Origin of the sequence: Streptomyces sp. SID10853, from assembly GCF_010548145.1 — a bacterium.
Lineage (GTDB): Bacteria > Actinomycetota > Actinomycetes > Streptomycetales > Streptomycetaceae > Streptomyces.
Genome location: NZ_JAAGLN010000148.1, coordinates 1 through 17,903 on the forward strand (window position 1 = coordinate 1; position 17,903 = coordinate 17,903).

At 70.5% G+C, this 17,903-nt stretch carries 18 protein-coding genes; 6 read left to right on the top strand and 12 right to left on the bottom strand.

Annotated features, from left to right (window positions below):
- The 7 genes from G3I19_RS24200 to G3I19_RS24230 all read right to left on the bottom strand — a co-directional run.
- A partial coding sequence (locus G3I19_RS24200) for a TerD family protein (protein ID WP_203600071.1) occupies nt 1-556 on the bottom strand: 556 nt, incomplete at its 3' end.
- 144 nt (nt 557-700) lie between these two features.
- Nucleotides 701-1,699 carry a zinc-dependent alcohol dehydrogenase family protein gene (locus tag G3I19_RS24205; RefSeq protein WP_164265806.1) on the bottom strand — a complete coding sequence of 333 codons (999 nt, stop codon included), beginning with the start codon at nt 1,697-1,699 and terminating at the stop codon, nt 701-703.
- A complete protein-coding gene (locus G3I19_RS24210; protein WP_164265807.1) occupies nt 1,696-2,553 on the bottom strand; it encodes a carbohydrate ABC transporter permease in 858 nt (285 codons plus the stop codon). Before G3I19_RS24210 ends, G3I19_RS24205 begins: the two co-directional genes overlap by 4 nt.
- Entirely contained in the window at nt 2,550-3,503 is a 954-nt protein-coding gene (locus tag G3I19_RS24215; RefSeq protein WP_164265808.1) for a sugar ABC transporter permease, read from the bottom strand. The genes G3I19_RS24210 and G3I19_RS24215 overlap by 4 nt, the downstream gene beginning before the upstream one ends.
- Entirely contained in the window at nt 3,500-4,867 is a 1,368-nt protein-coding gene (locus tag G3I19_RS24220; RefSeq protein ID WP_164265809.1) for a sugar ABC transporter substrate-binding protein, read from the bottom strand. The genes G3I19_RS24215 and G3I19_RS24220 overlap by 4 nt, the downstream gene beginning before the upstream one ends.
- 72 nt (nt 4,868-4,939) lie before the next feature.
- Nucleotides 4,940-5,701 (bottom strand): DeoR/GlpR family DNA-binding transcription regulator, encoded by a 762-nt coding sequence (locus G3I19_RS24225; protein ID WP_164265810.1) that lies wholly within the window; start codon nt 5,699-5,701, stop codon nt 4,940-4,942.
- A 246-nt stretch (nt 5,702-5,947) separates the two neighbouring features.
- Entirely contained in the window at nt 5,948-6,772 is an 825-nt protein-coding gene (locus tag G3I19_RS24230; RefSeq protein ID WP_164265811.1) for an NAD(P)-dependent oxidoreductase, read from the bottom strand.
- A gap of 300 nt (nt 6,773-7,072) precedes the next feature.
- Between G3I19_RS24230 and G3I19_RS24235 the strand changes: the two genes are divergently transcribed.
- The 3 genes from G3I19_RS24235 to G3I19_RS24245 all read left to right on the top strand — a co-directional run bounded on the left by G3I19_RS24235 (nt 7,073) and on the right by G3I19_RS24245 (nt 10,222).
- Nucleotides 7,073-8,053 carry a 5-dehydro-4-deoxyglucarate dehydratase gene (locus G3I19_RS24235; RefSeq protein WP_164265812.1) on the top strand — a complete coding sequence of 327 codons (981 nt, stop codon included), beginning with the start codon at nt 7,073-7,075 and terminating at the stop codon, nt 8,051-8,053.
- Complete coding sequence (locus G3I19_RS24240) at nt 8,050-9,213, top strand: hypothetical protein (protein ID WP_164265813.1); 1,164 nt, start codon at nt 8,050-8,052, stop codon at nt 9,211-9,213. The genes G3I19_RS24235 and G3I19_RS24240 overlap by 4 nt, the downstream gene beginning before the upstream one ends.
- A 409-nt stretch (nt 9,214-9,622) precedes the next feature.
- Nucleotides 9,623-10,222, top strand: a complete 600-nt coding sequence (locus G3I19_RS24245) for a hypothetical protein (RefSeq protein ID WP_164265814.1) — start codon at nt 9,623-9,625, stop codon at nt 10,220-10,222.
- 57 nt (nt 10,223-10,279) lie between these two features.
- Here G3I19_RS24245 and G3I19_RS24250 read toward each other — a convergent pair whose 3' ends face one another.
- On the bottom strand, nt 10,280-11,335 hold the full coding sequence (locus G3I19_RS24250; RefSeq protein ID WP_164265815.1) for an aldo/keto reductase: 1,056 nt from the start codon (nt 11,333-11,335) through the stop codon (nt 10,280-10,282).
- 124 nt (nt 11,336-11,459) lie between these two features.
- On the opposite strand from G3I19_RS24250, the gene G3I19_RS24255 reads away from it, so the two are divergent.
- Nucleotides 11,460-12,386 carry an AraC family transcriptional regulator gene (locus G3I19_RS24255; protein ID WP_164265816.1) on the top strand — a complete coding sequence of 309 codons (927 nt, stop codon included), beginning with the start codon at nt 11,460-11,462 and terminating at the stop codon, nt 12,384-12,386.
- Nucleotides 12,387-12,497: 111 nt separating this feature from the next.
- On the opposite strand, the gene G3I19_RS24260 is transcribed toward G3I19_RS24255, so the two are convergent.
- The gene (locus G3I19_RS24260; protein WP_164265817.1) at nt 12,498-13,274 is read right to left on the bottom strand and encodes a GNAT family N-acetyltransferase; all 777 of its coding nucleotides are present in this window, start codon (nt 13,272-13,274) and stop codon (nt 12,498-12,500) included.
- Between the two features lie 172 nt (nt 13,275-13,446).
- On the opposite strand from G3I19_RS24260, the gene G3I19_RS24265 reads away from it, so the two are divergent.
- On the top strand, nt 13,447-14,235 hold the full coding sequence (locus tag G3I19_RS24265; RefSeq protein ID WP_164265818.1) for an HAD family acid phosphatase: 789 nt from the start codon (nt 13,447-13,449) through the stop codon (nt 14,233-14,235).
- On the opposite strand, the gene G3I19_RS24270 is transcribed toward G3I19_RS24265, so the two are convergent.
- The 3 genes from G3I19_RS24270 to G3I19_RS24280 all read right to left on the bottom strand — a co-directional run bounded on the left by G3I19_RS24270 (nt 14,174) and on the right by G3I19_RS24280 (nt 17,181).
- The gene (locus tag G3I19_RS24270; protein WP_343235193.1) at nt 14,174-14,698 is read right to left on the bottom strand and encodes a hypothetical protein; all 525 of its coding nucleotides are present in this window, start codon (nt 14,696-14,698) and stop codon (nt 14,174-14,176) included. The genes G3I19_RS24265 and G3I19_RS24270 overlap by 62 nt on opposite strands.
- A gap of 95 nt (nt 14,699-14,793) precedes the next feature.
- Nucleotides 14,794-16,245 carry a penicillin-binding transpeptidase domain-containing protein gene (locus G3I19_RS24275; protein WP_164265819.1) on the bottom strand — a complete coding sequence of 484 codons (1,452 nt, stop codon included), beginning with the start codon at nt 16,243-16,245 and terminating at the stop codon, nt 14,794-14,796.
- A gap of 162 nt (nt 16,246-16,407) precedes the next feature.
- The gene (locus tag G3I19_RS24280) at nt 16,408-17,181 is read right to left on the bottom strand and encodes an IclR family transcriptional regulator (RefSeq protein WP_164265820.1); all 774 of its coding nucleotides are present in this window, start codon (nt 17,179-17,181) and stop codon (nt 16,408-16,410) included.
- 156 nt (nt 17,182-17,337) lie between these two features.
- On the opposite strand from G3I19_RS24280, the gene G3I19_RS24285 reads away from it, so the two are divergent.
- On the top strand, nt 17,338-17,903 hold a 566-nt coding region (locus tag G3I19_RS24285), incomplete at its 3' end, for an aldehyde dehydrogenase family protein (RefSeq protein ID WP_164265821.1).

The window sequence follows — 17,903 nt, forward strand, 5'->3', positions numbered from 1 at the left end:
CCGCGGGCGGAGCTGCGGCCGGGGCGGGGGCCGGCGCGGCCGCGGGCGTGGCCGGCTCCTCGACCGAGACCCCGAAGTCCGTCGCGATACCGGCCAGGCCGTTCGCATAGCCCTGGCCCACGGCGCGCACCTTCCACGCGCCGTTGCGCAGGTAGATCTCCACGATGACCAGCGCGGTCTCGGTGCCCAGCCGGGGCGGCGTGAAGGAGGCCAGGACACTGCCGTCGTCCGTGGAGCGGACGGTGGCGGTCGGCTCGATGCCCTGGAACGTCTGGCCCGCCGCGTCCGGGCTCGCGGTGATCACGATCTTGTCGATGCCCGCGGGGACGGCGGCCGTGTCCACCACGATGGCGTCCGGCGCCGAACCGCCGCCGGAGCGGTGGCTGACGCCGGGGCCCGACGGCTGGTTGTAGAAGATGAAGTCGTCGTCCGAGCGCACCTTGCCGTCGGCGGTGAGCAGCAGGCCCGACACGTCGAGCCGCACCGGAGCTGCCACGTCCACCGCGACGCGGGAGAGCGGAAGCGGGATGTTCGAGCCTGGGGTCATTGCGGTCATGTCCGGAGGAACGAGCGGCAGGGCTTTACGGTTCCTTGAATCTTGCCCGGCTCCCGGACGCCCCTACGCCTCGCGATTCCGGCGCTCTCTCCCGCCGGGCCCGCTCCCCTCCCCGCCGGCCCGCTCCCCTCCCCGGCAGGCCGGTCACTTCCCCGGCAGCACCACGATCTTCCGGCCGATGCCCGCCTTGAAGCGGTCGAGCGCGTCCGGGTAACTCTCCAGCGGCAGCCGGTCGCTGATGAAGACCGCCGGGTCCAGCACCCCGGCGGCGAAGAGCTCGGCGGCCCGCTCGTAGCTGTGCAGCACCGCCATCGAACCGGTGATCGTGATCTCCTGGTTGTAGATCTTGTACGGGTCGATCGTCGCCCGCGTCGCATAGTCGGCGACACCGAACTGCAGATACGTCCCGGCCTTCGCCACCCGCCCCAGACCGTCCTGGATCGCCGCCGCGTTGCCGGTCGCGTCGATGACGACGTCCCAGCCGTGCCCGGCCCGGTCCAGCTCGTCCGCACCGCCGGCCGCCGCCGAACAGCCCAGTGAGCGGGCGGTGGTCAGCCGTTCCTCGTTGATGTCGACCATGTCCACGCTGGCCGCGCCGGTCCGCTTGGCCAGCTCCAGCATCATCAGCCCCATGGTCCCCGACCCGTAGATCAGCACATGGGAGCCGAGCCTGCTGTTCAGCACGTCGTAACCGCGTACCGCGCAGGACAGCGGCTCGATCAGGGCCGCGTCCTCGGTCCGTACGTGGTCGGGCAGCTTCACGCAGTTGGCGGCGGGCGCCACCGCGTACTCGGCGGCGCCGCCCGCCGTGGTCACCCCGATCGCCGCCCACTTCTCGCACATGTTGTTGTGGCCGACACGGCAGTAGCGGCACTCGTAGCAGTACAGGGACGGGTCGACGGCCACCCGGTCGCCCGCGGCCAGCGATGTCACATCGGAGCCCAGCGCCACGACCGTGCCGGCGAACTCATGACCGGGCACCACCGGCAGAGTGGGCGCGAACTCGCCCTGGAGGATGTGCAGATCGGTGCCGCACAGCCCGCAGGCGGCCACCTCGACGATCACGTCGCGCGGGCCCGGCGTGGGGTCGGGCACCTCCCCGTACACGACCTTGCCGACGGCTTCGACGATGGCTGCCTTCATTTCACGGCTCCCAGCGAAAGGCCCTGGACCAGCTTGTCCTGGGCGGCGAACCCCGCGGCGAGCACCGGCAGGGAGACGACGAGCGACGCGGCGCACACCTTCGCCAGGAACAGGCCCTGGCTGGTGATGAAGCCGGTCAGGAAGACGGGCGCGGTCTCGGCGACCACACCCGTGAGCACCCGGGCGAACAGCAGCTCGTTCCAGCTGAAGATGAAGCAGATCAGCGCGGTGGCCGCGATCCCCGGCGCGGAGATCGGGGCGACGATCCGGGTGAGGATCACCGGCAGCCTCGCGCCGTCGACCCGCGCCGCCTCGATGACCGCGACCGGTACCTCGGCCAGGAAGGACTGCATCATCCACACCGCGATCGGCAGGTTCATCGAGGTGTAGAGGATGACCAGCATCCAGATGTTGTCGAGCATCCCGGTGTTCTTGGCGAACAGATAGATGGGCAGCAGCCCCGCGACCACCGGGAGCATCTTCGTGGAGAGGAAGAAGAACAGGACGTCCGTCCACTTCTTCACCGGCCTGATGGACAGCGCGTACGCGGCGGGCAGCGCCAGCACCAGCACACACAGCGTCGAGACGACGGACGCCACGGCCGAGTTGGCGAGGGCCGGCCAGGGGCTCGCGCCGCCGCCCGCGCCGAAGAACTCGCGGTAGCCGTCCAGGGTGAGCGAGGCGGCGAGCGACGGCGGATTGGTCGCCGCGTCGGCCTCCGCGTGGAAGGACGTCAGTGCCATCCAGGCGATCGGCAGGAAGAAGAGGATCCCGGCCAGCCAGGCCACCAGGCCGAGGAGCGCGCCCCCGGTACGGCCGGCGCCCCGTGGCGCCGTCGTGTCTGCGGACTTCATGCGCGTGATGCCTCCTCGCTGAAGAGGGACGAGACCACGCGGAGCGCGAAGGTCGCGATGATGATCGTGCCGATGACGACGAGGACACCGGCGGCGGACGCGAGACCGTTCTCGTGCGCCTGGTAGAACGCCTGGTAGACGGTGTACGGAAGGTTCGCCGTGCCCAGGCCGCCCGACGTGATGGTGAAGACGGCGTCGAAGTTCTGCACGATGTAGATCGAGCCGAGCAGCGCGCCCAGCTCCAGATAGCGCCGCAGATGGGGAAGCGTCAGATGGCGGAAGATCTGCCAGCTGCCCGCTCCGTCGATCCGCGCAGCCTCGATCAGTTCGGGTGAGCGGCTCTGCAGCCCGGCCAGCAGGATCAGCATCATGAACGGCGTCCACTGCCAGATCAGCGCCGCCTCGACGGCGAGCAGCGGGGTGTTCGAGACCCAGTCGGGCTGCGGTGCGCCCCCGCCGCCCACCCAGTGCAGCAGCCCGTTGAAGAGCCCGTACTCCGGGTTGTAGAGCACATGCTTCCAGAGCAGCGCGGCCGCCACCGGGACCAGCAGGAACGGTGCGATGAGCAGCGTACGGACGAGCCCGCGGCCCTTGAACCGGCGGTCGAGCAGCAGCGCCAGGACGAGCCCCAGCACCAGGCTGATGAGCACCACGGCGACCGTCAGCAGCACCGTGGTGAGGACCGACTTGCGCAGATCCGGGTCGGTGAGCACATCGGAGTAGTTGGCGAAGCCGGTGAAGTGCCGGGCCTTCGGGTACAGCGCGTTCCAGTTGAAGAAGGAGATCACCACGGTCGCCACGAAGGGCAGCTGGGTGACCACGATCATGAAGATCAGGGCCGGCAGCAGCGGGGCCCGGGTGGCCCAGGCGCGCAGCCGGTTGCCCGGCGGGGCCTTGGGGCTGGGAGGCGCCACCGCGTGGGGCGCGGTCGGAGCAGTGGTCGCTGTCATCGTCCCTCGTACTCCTTCGCGATCTTCGCGGCGAGCCGCTGCGATGCGGCGATGGCCGAGTCGACGGACTGGCGCCCGGCGATGGCCGCGCTGATCTCCTGGGACACCTTGGTGCCGAGGTCCGTGAACTCGGGGATGCCGACGAACTGGATACCGGGCGCGGGGCGCGGCTGCACCCCCGGATTGCCGGGCTTGGCGCTTCTGATGGCGTTGAGCGTGACGTCCCCGAAGGCCGCCGACGCCTTGCGGTAGGAGGGGTCGGTGTAGGTGGAGGCACGCTTGCCCGCCGGGGCGTCGGACCAGCCGCTCACCTTGCCGACGAGCTCCTCGTATTGCTTGCTGGACGCCCAGGAGATGAACTTCCACGCCTTGTCGGGGTTGCGGGACGTCTTCTGGATGCCCCAGGCCCAGGTGTAGAGCCACCCGGAGTTGTCCGTCCTGTCGACCGGCGCGGGCACATAGCCGATCTTGCCCTTGACCGGGGACTTGGCCGACTCCAGCGATCCGGCCGCCGACGTCGCGTCGTACCACATGGCCGTCTTGGACTGGGTGAGGTCGTTGAGGCACTCGGCGAACCCGGACTGCGCGGCCCCCGACTCGCCGTGCTCACGCACCAGTTGGACATAGAAGTTGACGGCCTGCTTGAAGGCGGGGGAGTCGAGCCGGGCCTTCCAGTCCTTGTCGAACCAGGTGCCGCCGAAGGTGTTGACCACGGTGGTCAGCGGGGCGATCAGCTCGCCCCAGCCGGGCAGACCGCGCAGACAGATGCCCTTCATCCCCGGCTTCGCACCGTCGGCCTTGGCGGCGAGCGCGGCGACCTGCTGCCAGGTGGGGTGGGCCGGCATGGTCAGATGCTTCTTCGCGAAGACGTCCTTGCGGTACATCAGCATGGACGACTCGCCGTAGAAGGGCTCGCCGTAGAGCTTCTTGTCGTCGCCGGTGAGCGACTGCGTGAGCGCGGGCAGGATGTCCTTCTGGTCGAACGCGGTGTCCTTGGCCGCGTACGGGCCGAGGTCATGCAGCCAGCCGTTCCTCGCGTAGATCGGGATCTCGTAGTTGCTCAGCGTCGCGACGTCGTACTGGCCCGCCTGGTTGGCGAAGTCCTGGCTGATCTTGTCGCGTACGTCGTTCTCGGGCAGCACGGTGAAGTTCACCTTGATGCCCGTCTCACGGGTGAAGTGGGCTGCGGTGAGCTTCTGCAACTCCGTCATCTGCGGGTTGTTGACCATCAGCACATTGATCGAGTCCCCGCCGGACCCGTTTCCTCCGGCGCCGGTCCAGCAGCCGGACAGGCTGATGAGCAGCGCCCCCGATGCGGCCTGCGCGAGCAGTGCGCGCGGCCTCCGTCGGCTCGGGCTTCGCATGGATCGCTCCTCGGGGTGGTGGTGGCTCGGACCGGCGGACAGGCGGGGCGTGTACGAGGGGAGGGGAGGGGCTCAGACCCGGATGACCTGCGGTCCCAGCAGGGAGTAGCGGTGTGCCTCGGGTGCGGGCAGCAGGGTGCTGGTGACGATGGTCTCGAAGTCGGTGACATCGGCGAACCGGCAGAAGCTCGACGCGCCGAACTTGGTGTGGTTCCCCGCGAACACCCGGCGTCTGGCGGCCCTGACCGCCTGTGCCTTGACCTCGCCGACCGCAGGGTCGGGCGTGGTCAGACCGTGTTCGCGGGAGATCCCGTTGGCACCGATGAAGGCCAGGTCGATGACGAACCCGGACAGCATCCGGGTCGTCCAGTGGTCGACGGTGGCCAGGGTGCCCGCGCGCAGCCGGCCGCCGAGCAGCAGGACCGTCGTCCGCTCGGCGAGCGCCAGCGCCCCCGCCGTCACCAGCGAGGCGGTGACCACGGTCAGCGGACGGTCGTGCGGCAGGCACTCGGCGATCAGCTGCGGGGTGAACCCCTCGTCGATGAAGACGGTTTCGGCGTCGCCGAGCAGCTGGGCCGCGGCTTCGGCGATCCGCCGCTTCTCCGGTACGTGCATCGTCGTCCGGAAGTCGAGCGTGGTCTCGAAGCCCGCGCTCTCCACCGGATAGGCCCCGCCGTGCGTACGCTTGACCAGTCCGTGGTCCTCCAGCGCGCGCAGATCGCGGCGTACGGTCTCCTTCGCCACGCCGAGCCGCGCGGACAGGTCGGTGACATCGACCGAGCCCGCTTTCCGGGCGGCCCGGACGATCTCCCGCCGGCGCTGCTCCGCGCTCACTGACACTGGTTCTCCTCGGCTTCCGCTTGCTGTGTGGAGAGTTGTACAGCCGCCCGCATGGTGTGAACAGGGCAGGAACGGGCCTGATCATGCCCGTTTCTGTCCGTTTCCGAAATGGCTGTCACCCGCCCCACCTGGTGCGGTGTGCCCGTCCGGGCATGACGAAGGCCCGCCCGGCGTACCGGACGGGCCCGTTCGGCGCCCGGATGCGGGCGCCCGAAGTGTGGTGGACCGGCGGGCGGCCGGTCAGTGCGGCCAGATCGGCGGGTCGGTGAGGAACGGTCCGCCGAGGTGGGAGTGGGCCGGATTGCCCGGGTCGAGCTCGCCCTGTTCGGCGATGAGCTTCGCGGCGTACGGCTCGGAGTCGTCCCGCGGCTCGTACCCCAGCGCCCGCGCCGACGAGAGGTCCCACCAGATCCGGGTGTTGGCCGAGGATCCGTAGACCACCGAATGGCCGACGCCGTCGGCGGTCAGCGCGGCGTGGAAGAGCCGTGCGCCGTCCTGCGGGCTCATCCAGACCGAGAGCATCCGTACCGAGGTCGGCTCGGGGAAACAGGAGCCGATGCGGACGGACACGGTCTCCTGGCCGAACTTGTCCCAGTACAGCTGGGCCAGATCCTCCCCGAAGCACTTGGAGAGCCCGTAGTACGTGTCCGGCCTGCGCGGGGTGTCGATCGGGATCAACGCGCCCTCGGGGGAGGGGACTTCGCTTCCGGGGCTCGGGGTGTAGCCCACCGCGTGGTTCGATGACGCGAAGACGATCCGGCCGGTGCCCGCCTCGCGCGCCGCCTCGTACAGGTTGTACGTGCCTTCGATGTTGGCCCGGAGGATCTTGTCGAAGGACGACTCCAGGGAGATGCCGGCGAGATGGATGACCGCGTCCACGCCCCGCACCGCCTCGCGCAGCGCCTCCCGGTCGGCCAGGTCGGCGGTGATCGCCTCCGGTTCGCCCTCGACCGGTACGGCGTCGAACAGGCGCAGCTCATAGCCGTAGGCGGGCAGCAGGCCCCGCATCAGGGTGCCGAGCCCTCCGGCGGCTCCGGTGAGCAGGATGGTGCGGGGAGCGGGCATGAGCGGGTCTCTCCTCGGTGAATCGGAACCGGCCGGCCGCGGTGGCGGAGGTGAGTGAGTTCAGTGTGACGAGCGTGTCCATGAGTGGATGACATTCACATGCATGGACAAAGTAAGGATCCGCTCCGGGCCTCGTCAAGTGGCGCGCGGAGCTGCGGATTTCACCTTCTGTCAGGGCGTTTCTCGTCTTGACCGCCCCCGCCCGGCTGGCTTAGCGTGGCGATGTTCAGAAATATAGACACTGATCAGAGCTATGCACGGCTCGGAACCATGCACGACTGGATGACTCAGGGAGCGCCCGTGTCCTCAGCCCCGCTCGCCGGCCGACTCGACGGTCTGCTGTTCTTCCCCGTGACTCCGTACGGGCCGGACGGCGCCGTCGATCTCGATGTCTTCCGCGCGCATGTGCGCAGCGGCATCGACTCCGGTGCGGCCGCGGTCTTCGCCTGCTGCGGCACGGGTGAGTTCCACGCGCTCACCCCCGAGGAGTTCGGCGCGGTCGTCGCCGCCGCGGTCGAGGTGAGCGCGGGCCGGGTGCCCGTCGTCGCCGGCGCCGGATACGGCACGGCGCTCGCCGTACAGTTCGCCAGGACCGCACAGGAGGCGGGCGCCGACGGGCTGCTCGCCATGCCGCCGTATCTCGTCACCGCGGAACAGGAAGGACTGGTCCGCCACTACACGGCGCTCGCCGCAGCCACCTCGCTCGACGTCATCGTCTACCAGCGCGACAACGCGGTGTTCACACCCGAGACGGTGGTGGCACTGGCCCAGGTCGACGGGATCATCGGGCTCAAGGACGGGCACGGCGACCTCGATCTGCTGCAGCGCATCATCAGCGCGGTCCGCACCGAGCTGCCCGGCCGGGACTTCCTCTACTTCAACGGGCTGCCCACCGCCGAACTCACCGCGCTCTCCTACCGCGCCATCGGCGTCACGCTCTACTCGTCAGCGGCCTTCTGCTTCGCCCCGGACATCGCGCTCGCCTTCTACCGCGCCCTGCGCTCGGGCGACGACACGACGGCCAACCGGCTGCTCGACGCCTTCTACCGGCCGCTCGTCGAGCTGCGCAACCAGCGGCGCGGATACGCGGTGTCGCTGATCAAGGCAGGGGTGCGGCTCGGCGGCCTGGACGTCGGCGAGGTCCGCCCGCCGCTCGGTGAACCGTCTTCCGAGCACATCGCGCGGCTGGCCGCCGTCATCGAGCGGGGCCGGGCGGCGCTGGCTCTCCCGGCGGGCACGGCGGGCGTGGCGGGCGCGGCCGGAGCGGGGGAGCGGGCGTGAAGACCTCGGCCTTCCTCTATCCGTGGGACGTCGTCGGCGACCCGGACGCCGCGCGCCGCGTCGCGGACCTCGGCGTCCAGCAGGTCACCCTCGCCTCCGCCTACCACTCGACCCGCGCGCTGACGCCACGCCACCCCCGCCACCGGATCGTCACCGCGGGACACGCGTCCGTGCTCTACCCGCCGTCGCGGGAGCGGTGGGCCGGCCGGCAGCTGCGTCCTTACGAGGCCGGGTCCTGGGCCGCCACCCCCGATCCGTACGGAGAGGCCGCCGCCGCGCTGGCCGCCGCCGGCCTGGAGGTCCACACCTGGGTGGTCCTGGCGCACAACTCCCGCCTGGGCGCCGAGCATCCGGAGACCTCGGTGGTCAACGCCTACGGCGACCGTTACCCCTGGGCGCCCTGCATCGCCCAGCCCGCCACCCGCGCCTACCTCACCGATCTGGCCGCGGAGGCCGCGGTGCGCCCCGGATCCGACGGCACCGAACTGGAGTCGCTCGGCTGGTACGGCCTCGCCCATCTGCACGCCCACGACAAGATCGCCGGAGTGGGGCTCGGCGACGCGGGCCAGTATCTGATGTCGCTCTGTTTCTGCCCGGACTGCGCGCGGGGGTACGGCGGACTCGGCCTGGACGCCGACGAGTTGAGCGCGGCCGTGCGCCGGGCGCTGGAGCCGGCGTGGACCGGCGGGACGCCCGACGCGGGCGGCTCGGCGGTGGAGAGGCTGCTGGGGGCGGACACCGCGGCCGCCGTGCTCCAGTGGCGTACCCGTACCGCTGCGACACTCCAGGAGCGTGCGGTCGCAGCGGTACGGGCCGCGGCGCCCCCCGGCTTCCAGGTGCTGCTGCACGCCGACCCGGCAGTCCACCACTGCGGTGCGAACGCGGGCGTGGACCCGGAGCACATCCTCGGAGTCGCCGACGGCGTGGTCGTGCCGTGCACCGGCGGGCCCACCCTGCTGGCCCCCTTCGCCGTGCACCGCACGGAGCGCTCGGTGCTCGCGGCCAATCTCACCGTCGTCTCCGGCATGGGCGGCAGCCCCGCCACCCTGGCCGAGGACGCCGCCCGCGCGGCGGGCCTCGGGGCGACCGAACTGCGGCTGTACCACGCCGGGCTGGCGTCCGACGCCGACCTCGCGCTCGTACGGGCCGCGCTGATCTGAGCCGGGGCCTGGGCCTGGTCCTGGGCCGGGGGCGGGGTCGGGGTCGAAGTCGGGGGAGCGGGTGGCACCGCAGGGGGCTCGGGTGCCCGGACCGCTCCGGCGGTTACGGAGCGCACACGGCGCACACGGTCGGCGCGAGTGAGCCATATCGGTGCAGCAGGGTCCACCCGTGCTCCCAGGTAGCCATCTGCGCTGGCCAGACCAGGTTTGCGGAGAGCGCACATCACCCGTTCGGAGGAACCGGCCATCAACTTCCATTTGTCATATTGACCTTGCTCTGAGTAACCATCCATCGTGAGAGGCGTCCCACTCCGGAACGGCGACGCCGTACGAACCGGGCAGCGGCCGGCATGGTGCCGCGCTCGCCCGCGGCGCCGCTGTTCGTCGTGCACACGAAAGGCTGGCTCCGATGAATTCACCGCTCTCCATCCGTGGCAGGGCCCGTGACAGGGCTTCGGTCATCACCCGCCGGGCGTCCCTCGCCCTCTCCGTCGCCGCCATGGCCGTCGGACTCGCCGTCGGCAGCCCGGCGGCGGCTCAGGCGGCCCCCAATGTCTCCATTTCGTGTTCCGCCGCCGGGGAGACCCACTTCTCACCCGGCGTCCAGCTCTTCCCGCTGTCCCAGCACGTCACGTACCAGGGCGAGAACTCCCGGTGCGCGGACAACAGCGGCCTCGGCGTGCGCGAGGCGAGGATCTCCGCCGGTTTCCAGGGCGTGATCGTCAGCTGTGTGGCCGGCGGGTTCGGCACCGGCAGCGGCTCGGGGACGATCGAATGGATCCTGGACGACGGGACCAGGCTGACCAGCCAGGTCGAGCTCAGGATCGACCGCACCGTCCTCAACACCGCAACTGTCAGCGGATATGTGCGGCAGGGGAGGTTCGAGGGGCAGAGCTTCAGCGGCGAGTTCACCACCGAACTCTTCGGCGGAGCGGGCAAGTGCACCGTCGGAGCCCCGTTCGGCGGCGTCCGGAACGCCGCGTTCACCGGCCAGTTCAGCATCAGCTGACCCGTTGCCCTGCGGTGGGCGGGAGCCGACCGCAGGGCCCGGCAGGCCCGGTGTGTCTCACCGGACCGGGCCCTGGTGGCCGCGCTCCGGCCTGCGCCGCAGCCTCGCGTCCTCGATCGCGCGGGGCGCGGCCGCGTAGTTGTCCGCCGGGTCGAGGTCGGTTCCCGGCGGGACGATCTCGTCGATGCGGTCCAGGATCTCGTCCGGCAGGTCGATACCGGCGGCGGTGAGCAGCCCGTCCAGCTGCTCCTGGGTGCGCGGGCCGATCAGCACCGAGGTGACCGCCGGATGCGCGCGGACGAAGGCGATCGCGAGCTGCGGCAGCGTCATGCCCGCCTCGTCGGCGAGAACGGTGAGCTTCGCGAGTGCTTCGGCCTTCAGCCTGCCGGTCGGAGTGGACGGGTCGTAGTGCGAAGGGAGGGCGGACGACATCAGCCTGGCCCGGTGGGTGGACGGGAGGTCCGCCCGCCCGGAGAGCCAGCCGCTGTTCAGCGGACCGAAGGTGAGCACGCCCAGTCCGTGGCGCTGAGCTGTCGGGAGCACGGCGGCCTCGGGTCTGCGGGTGAAGAGGGAGTACATGGGCTGCTCGGTCAGGAACCGGTGGGAGCCGCGCCGCTCCGCGGCCCACTGGGCCTCGACCATCGTCTCCGCCGGGAACATGGACGACCCGAACGCCCGGATCTTGCCTGCCTCCACGAGGCCGGACAGCGCCGAGAGCGTCTCCTCGATGCCGGTCCCGTGGTCGGGCCGGTGCATCTGGTACAGGTCGATGTAGTCCGTACCGAGCCGGCGGAGGCTGTCCTCGACAGCGCGGACGATCCATCTCCGTGAGCCACCCCGCTGGTTGGGGTCGTCACCCATCGGCCGTCCGAACTTGGTCGCCACGACGAGACCGTCCCGGCGGCCCTTGATGGCCTCGCCGACGATCTCCTCGGACTCGCCCCTGGAGTAGACGTCGGCCGTGTCGATGACGTTGATCCCGGCGTCGAGCGCGGTGTGGATGATCCGGGCCGCGTCCCGGCGATCCGGGTTGCCCAGGCTTCCGAACATCATCGCGCCGAGTGCGAACTCGCTGACGGATATTCCGGTTGCCCCGAGGGTCCTGCGATTCATGACGTGCCGCCTCCGGCGCTCGGTCCTGCAGATTCCTGCAAGCCCACCACGCAGGACAGCCCCGCCGGTAGACGATTCCTGCCGCCCGCTTGCACGATCCTGCTGAGAGTGCTCGTATCGCGCCATGACAGACCCGGCACCCCCACCCGAGTCCGCAGCGCGCGCCGCCGAGCTTCTCGCCGAGCTGCGGACACTGATCGTCCGCCATGCGGGCGGCGGCCCGCAGCGCAAGACGACGGTCCTGGACGGGGTGTTCATCACGTACGCGGACCAGCCCACGCTCCCGGTGAGCGCGATGACGGAACCGTCCCTCGCGGTGGTCGGCCAGGGCGTCAAGCGCACGGTGCTGAACGGTGTGCCCCACGACTACCGCGCCGGGCAGTACTGCGTCGTCCCGGTCGACCTGCCGGTGACCGGGCAGGCGCTGGAGGCCGACCGGGACGAACCCTTCGTCGTCTTCAGCATGACGCTGGACCCGGTGGCGATCGCACCACTGCTCCTGGAAGCGGCGGACACCGCGAAGCCGCCCGCCTCCGCGGGCCTCGCGGTCAGCGACGCGACGGCCGGACTGCTCGATCCGATCGTCCGGCTGCTGCGCCTGCTCGGCCGCCCGGACGATCTCCGGGTGCTCGCACCCGGCATCGAACGGGAGATCCTGTGGCGCCTCATCACCGGTGAACAGGGCGCGCTGGTCCGCCAGATCGGGCTCGCCAACAGCAGCATCGCGCGCATCTCCCGCGCGATCCGCTGGATCCGCCGGCACCACGACGAGCCGCTGCGCGTCGCGGACCTCGCCGGGCTGGCCCATATGAGTCCGTCGGCCTTCCACCGGCACTTCCGCGCCGCGACCTCGATGACACCGATCCAGTTCCAGCGGCAGATCCGGCTTCGGGAGGCGCGCGCCCTGCTCATGACCGGGCCGCCGGTGGACGTGGCGGCGATCGGCCACCGGGTCGGCTACGGAAGCCCGTCCCAGTTCAGCCGTGAGTACCGCAAGGAGTTCGGGGCCCCACCCGGCCGTGACGCGGCCCGCCACGCGGGGCACGGCTGACGGCAGAGCGCGGCTGACGGCTGGGCGCAGCAGACGGCGGGGCCGGCTGAACGGCAGCCCCCGTGCCCCGCACACCGACTGCCCCGCCCGGTACGGGCCCCTGCCCCGCCCCTACCCGTACACGAAGGGCGTTGTGGTGGTGAGCGCGGCGAAGCCGAGTCGCCGGAGGATCGGGCGGCTGTCGTCGGACGCGTCGACCTGGGGGAGGGGGATGCCGCGCGCGGCCGCGATGCCCGCGCGGTACGCGACCAGGGCGCGGTAGATGCCGCGGCCGCGCCATGCCGGGGCCGTGCCGCCGCCCCAGAGGCTCGCGAACCCGGCGCCCGGATGGAACTCCATCCGCGCCGCGCTGACGGGTTCGTCACCGGCCATCGCGACCACCGCGACCAGTGAATCCGGGTCGTCGGTCAGCCGTGTCAGCACCTGGTGGTGGATCCGCGAGCCGTCCTCGCCGAACGCCGCCTCGTGCGCGCGTGCCATCAGGGCCACCCCGGCCGCGTCGGTCACCCGGTGCAGCTCGACCCCCGCGGGCAGCCGTACCCCGGTCGACAGCCCCTGGACCTCGGCGACCATCAGCGTCTCCGGTGGTTCGGGGGTGAACCCGGCTGCCACGAGCCGGTCCGCCAGATCGGCCGGGCGGTCGTGGGCGTACAGCTTCCACTCGAACTCGCGGTTCAGCGCGGTGAAATGGCGTACCTCCCCGGCGATCGCCGCGTCGGCTGTGGCCTCGTCGAGGTCCGACCAGACCACGCCGTTCCAGCTGCCGGCGTCGGGGCCGGTCTGCCGTACGACCTCTCCGACGCGCTCGACCACGCTGCCGGGGCCGTCCGGCGGCGCATCCCGCCGCATCCGGAGGTCGAACGCCGCCCGTACCGCTTCCAGATCCATCCGGCCACCCAACAGCCGTGCCCCGCACACCGCAACCGCGTTTCCCGCGGTTTCCCGCGGTTCCCCGGGTTTCTCCGCAACAGATCCGCAAAGAGCCTTGTGCGCGCCATGTGATGCGCGTAGACAACCAGTGACCTGCAGTCCGTCACCACCAGAACCGGAGTACACGCGTATGCCCTCCAGACTCGCCAGGATCTCCGCCTGTACGGTCGCGCTCGCCGCGGCCGGCAGTGCCCTCTACGGCATCGGCGTCGCCACGGCCGACAACTCCGTGCCGCGCACGGACCGGGAGATCCCGAACGTCACCAAGGTCGAAGACAGCATCAACGCCTACTACGGCGGTACGGCCGACGCGTCGGGTGCCTATCAGGCGTCCCCGAAGAGCAATTACGCCAAGCAGGTCCGGGGCATCGAGGCACGGGCGAAGCGGCAGATCGCCGAGGCCGCCCACCGCAACGGGCACGGCCGCAGGCCCGCGATCGTCCTCGACGTGGACGACACGACGCTGCTCACCTACGACTGGGAGAAGAAGTACGGCTTCGCCTACAACGCGACCGCCTTCAACGACTACGTCCAGAGCGCGCGTTCCATCGCCGTCTTCGGCATGCCCGACGTCGTCAACTACGCCGCGGAGAAGGGCGTCACGGTCTTCTTCCTGACCGGACGCGACGAGTCGCAGCGCACCGCTTCGGCCACCAACCTCACCAGGGCCGGATACCAGGTGCCGGTGGACAGGTCCCACTTCTACCTCAAGGACCCGACCGCGGCGCCGTCCTACCTGAGCTGCGCGAAGCCCGAGTGGACCTGCACCACGGTCCAGTTCAAGGCCGGCACCAGGAAGCACATCGAGTCGCTCGGCTACAACATCGTCGCCAACTTCGGGGACCAGTACTCCGACCTCAGCGGTGGCTATGCCGACAAGACGTACAAGATCCCGAACCCGATGTACTTCCTGCCGTGACCGGCCCGGCACCGCGCTGACCGCCCGCCGGAGGAGAGGCAGCCTCGGTCCGCTCCTCCGGCGGCTTGTCGTACCGCAGTGCCACCCCCGTCGCGACCGCGCCGATCCCCTCCCACAGACCCACGCCGATGAACCCGGACGGCGCCCGGCCGGACACGACGGCCGTGGTGAAGACCGCGAAGGTCAGCAGCCGGAACGGCACCGTCCAGCGGAAGAAGGCCCGCCAGTCGGCGGCCGCAGCCAGCATGTAGTACACGCCCATGTTCACCGCGGCCATCGACGAGGCCGTGATGAAGGTCCGGGTGTAGTCGGACGCCGGGCGGCCGGACGCGGGGGCCGCGAAGCCCAGGGCCTTCAGCAGCGCTTCGGGGGAGACCAGGCCCACGGCCCCCAGCAGGGTGGCGAGGACGCCGAAGACGGCCATGGTCCAGCCGGACGGGGAGCGGGGCAGTCGTATGACCATGGCGGCACCCTACGGCCCGAAGCGCCCGCCGCGGGCCGTAATGGATCACCGGACGGCTCCCTCTCCGGCTTCGGCTCCCTCTTTCCCGCCTCCGGCTACTTGTTCAGCGCCGCCGCCATCATCTTCTGGGCGACCGGCCCCGCGAGGCCGTTGCCGCTGACCTCCGCACGGGCCGCGTCCGAGTCCTCGATGAGCACCGCGACAGCCACCTCCTTGCCGGTCGACTTGTCCTTCGCGTACGAGGTGAACCAGGCGTACGGCGCCTTGTCGTTGTCCACCCCGTGCTGCGCCGTGCCGGTCTTGCCACCGACCACCGCGCCGGGCACCTTCGCGCTCGACCCCGTGCCCTGCTCGACGACGGTCTGCATCGCGCTCTGCAGCTGGGAGGCCGTGGACGCCGAGACGATCCGCTTGGACGGTTCCTTGTCGTAGGACTGGAGGGTGTTGCCGTCGCCGTCCGTCACCTTGGAGACCATGTGCGGGGTGGCCATCACCCCGCCGTTGGCCAGGGCGGACGTCACCATCGCCATCTGGAGCGGGGTGGCCGTCACATCGAACTGCCCGATGCCGCTCAGCGCCGTCTCCGCCTTGTTCATGTGCGAGGGGTAGTTGCTCGCCCACGCGCGCACCGGCACGTCCTGCTTGGTGTCGTTGAAGCCGAACTTCTCCGCCATGGCCCGCACCTTGTCCTGGCCCAGATCGTCGGCCAGCTTGGCGAAGACGGTGTTGCAGGAGTATTCGAGGGCGGCACGGAGCGTCGCGTCCTTGCAGGGGTCGGACGCGCTCTCGTTCCCGAGGTCCCTGACCGTGCCGGGGAGCCGGTACGGGTCGGGGCTGTCGGTCTTCTGGTCGATCGAGGAGAAGAGCCCGTCCTCCAGCGCGGCCGACGCGACCACCAGCTTGAAGGTCGACCCCGGGGGCAGCGGCTCGCGCAGCGCACGGTTGAGCATCGGCTGGTCCTTGTCCCCGGTCAGCTGCTTCCAGGCGTCGCCGTCCGTCGTCCCGCTGATCTTCGACGGGTCGTAGGACGGGGTCGAGACCATCCCCAGGATCTCGCCGGTCTTCGGGTCGATGGCGACAGCGGCGCCCTTCTTGGTGCCGAGCGCTTCGTATCCGGCCTTCTGCACGGAGGGGTCGATGGTCGTCAGGACGTCGCCCGGGGCGGTCTGCTTGCCGGTCAGCGCGTCGACCGGGTTCTTCAGCCGGTTGTCCGTGCCGTCCAGGACGTCGCTGTAGATCCCTTCGAGCTGCGTCGAGCCGTACGCCTGCGAGCTGTAGCCGGTCACGGCCGAGTACAGGTCCCCGTCGGTGTAGGTGCGCCGGTAGGCGAGGTCGCCGCTGTCCGTCCTCTTCGATCCGGTGACCGACTTGCCTCCCACGATGATGTCGCCCAGCGGATTCGCGTACTGCGCGATCGTGGTCCGCCGGTTGTTCTTGTTGTCCGCGAGGGCCTGGCTCTCGTACGCCTGCACCCAGGTCGCCCGCGCGAGCAGGGCGAGGACCAGGAGCAGGCAGAAGACCGAGGCGCGCCTGAGTGTCTTGTTCATCCCGTAGGAGGACGAGCGGAACGGGCCGGCCCGTTCCCTGCAGGCTGATTTCTCAGCGTTCTCTCATCTGCGCCGGGTCCGGTCCGGGTGCTTCCCGCAGCCGCCGGGCCGTGAGGTCCAGAGCCGGCGGGCTGTGGGAGGCAGAGCCCGCGGGCCGTGGGGTCAGAGCCGGCGGGTGGCCAGCGTCAGCCGGTCGCGGGCGTCGAAGAGCGCGTCCTTGACCATCTGCTCATGGCCGGGGGTGAGCCGGGCCACCGGCACCGAGCAGCTGATGGCGTCACGGGCCGGTGTGCGGTACGGGATCGCGACGCCGAAGCAGCGCAACCCCAGCGTGTTCTCCTCGCGGTCCACGGCGTACCCCTGCTCGCGGACCAGGCGCAGCTCGTCGATGAGCTTCTCGCGGTCGGTGATGGTGTGCTCGGTGAGCTGCGGCAGGGTCTCCGGCAGCATTTTGCGGACCTGCTCGTCGCTGTGGGTGGCGAGCAGCGCCTTGCCCAGCGAGGTCGAGTGCGCGGGGAGCCTGCGGCCGACCCGGGTGAACGGGCGCAGATAGTGCTGCGACTGCCGGGTGGCCAGATAGACGACATTGGTCCCGTCGAGCCGGGCGAGGTGGATGGTCTCCGTCGTGTCGTCGGAGAGCCGGTCCAGGGTGGTGCGGGCCGCGGCGACGACCTCGTCGCCGTCGATGTACGACGTGCCGACCAGCAGGGCGCGGACCCCGATGCCGTACCGGGTGCCGGTCGCGTCGGTCTCCACCCAGCCGAGTTCCACCAGCGTACGCAGCAGCATGTAGAGGCTGGACTTGGGATATCCGACCGCCTCCTGGACGGCTGCGAGCGAGTGCATGCCGGGGCGCCCGGCGAAGTACTCGAGCAACTCCACCGTCCGCACCGCGGACTTGACCTGCGCCCCACCTGCTGTCTCGGCAGTCGACATTCGACCTTGCCCCTCTTGTCAATGCTGAACGCGCGTTATTAGAGTTCCCAGGAGAAATTCATCATCAGGAACTGTGTTCAGAATACCGAACAACTTTACCGAACAACTCGTTGTGCGGCAGTGGTTTGCGGCAGTGGATCTGGAAGGACGTTCGCGGTGGCAGCAACACCAGTCTGGAGTGTCGACCCCCGAACCGGGAAGCAGCGCGAGCAGGTTGCGCTGGAGGCCACGACGGGTGAGGTGGACCAGGTGGTCCGCGCCGCCCACGCCGCACGTGCCTCGCTCGCCGACCGCAGAGTGCGGGCGGCCCTGCTGCGTACGGCCGCCGACCTGCTCGACGAGGCCGGCCCCCACGTCATCGAGGCGGCCGACGCCGAGACCGCGCTCGGCCCCGGCCGGCTCACCGGTGAACTGGCCCGCACCACGGCGCAGTTCAGGGCGTTCGCCGATGTGATCGACGAGGGTTCCTTCCTGGACATCCGTATCGACCACCCGGACGCCGGCGCGGTTCCGCCCCGGCCCGACCTGCGCCGCTACAAGCTGCCGCTGGGCGTCGTCGCGGTGTACGCGGCGAGCAACTTCCCGCTGGCCTTCTCGGTGCCCGGCGGCGACACCGCCAGCGCGCTCGCGGCCGGCTGCCCGGTCGTCGTCAAGGCGCACCCCGACCACCCGGCCACGTCCGAGCTGTGCGCCGCCGTGCTGCACCGGGCCGCCGAGCAGGC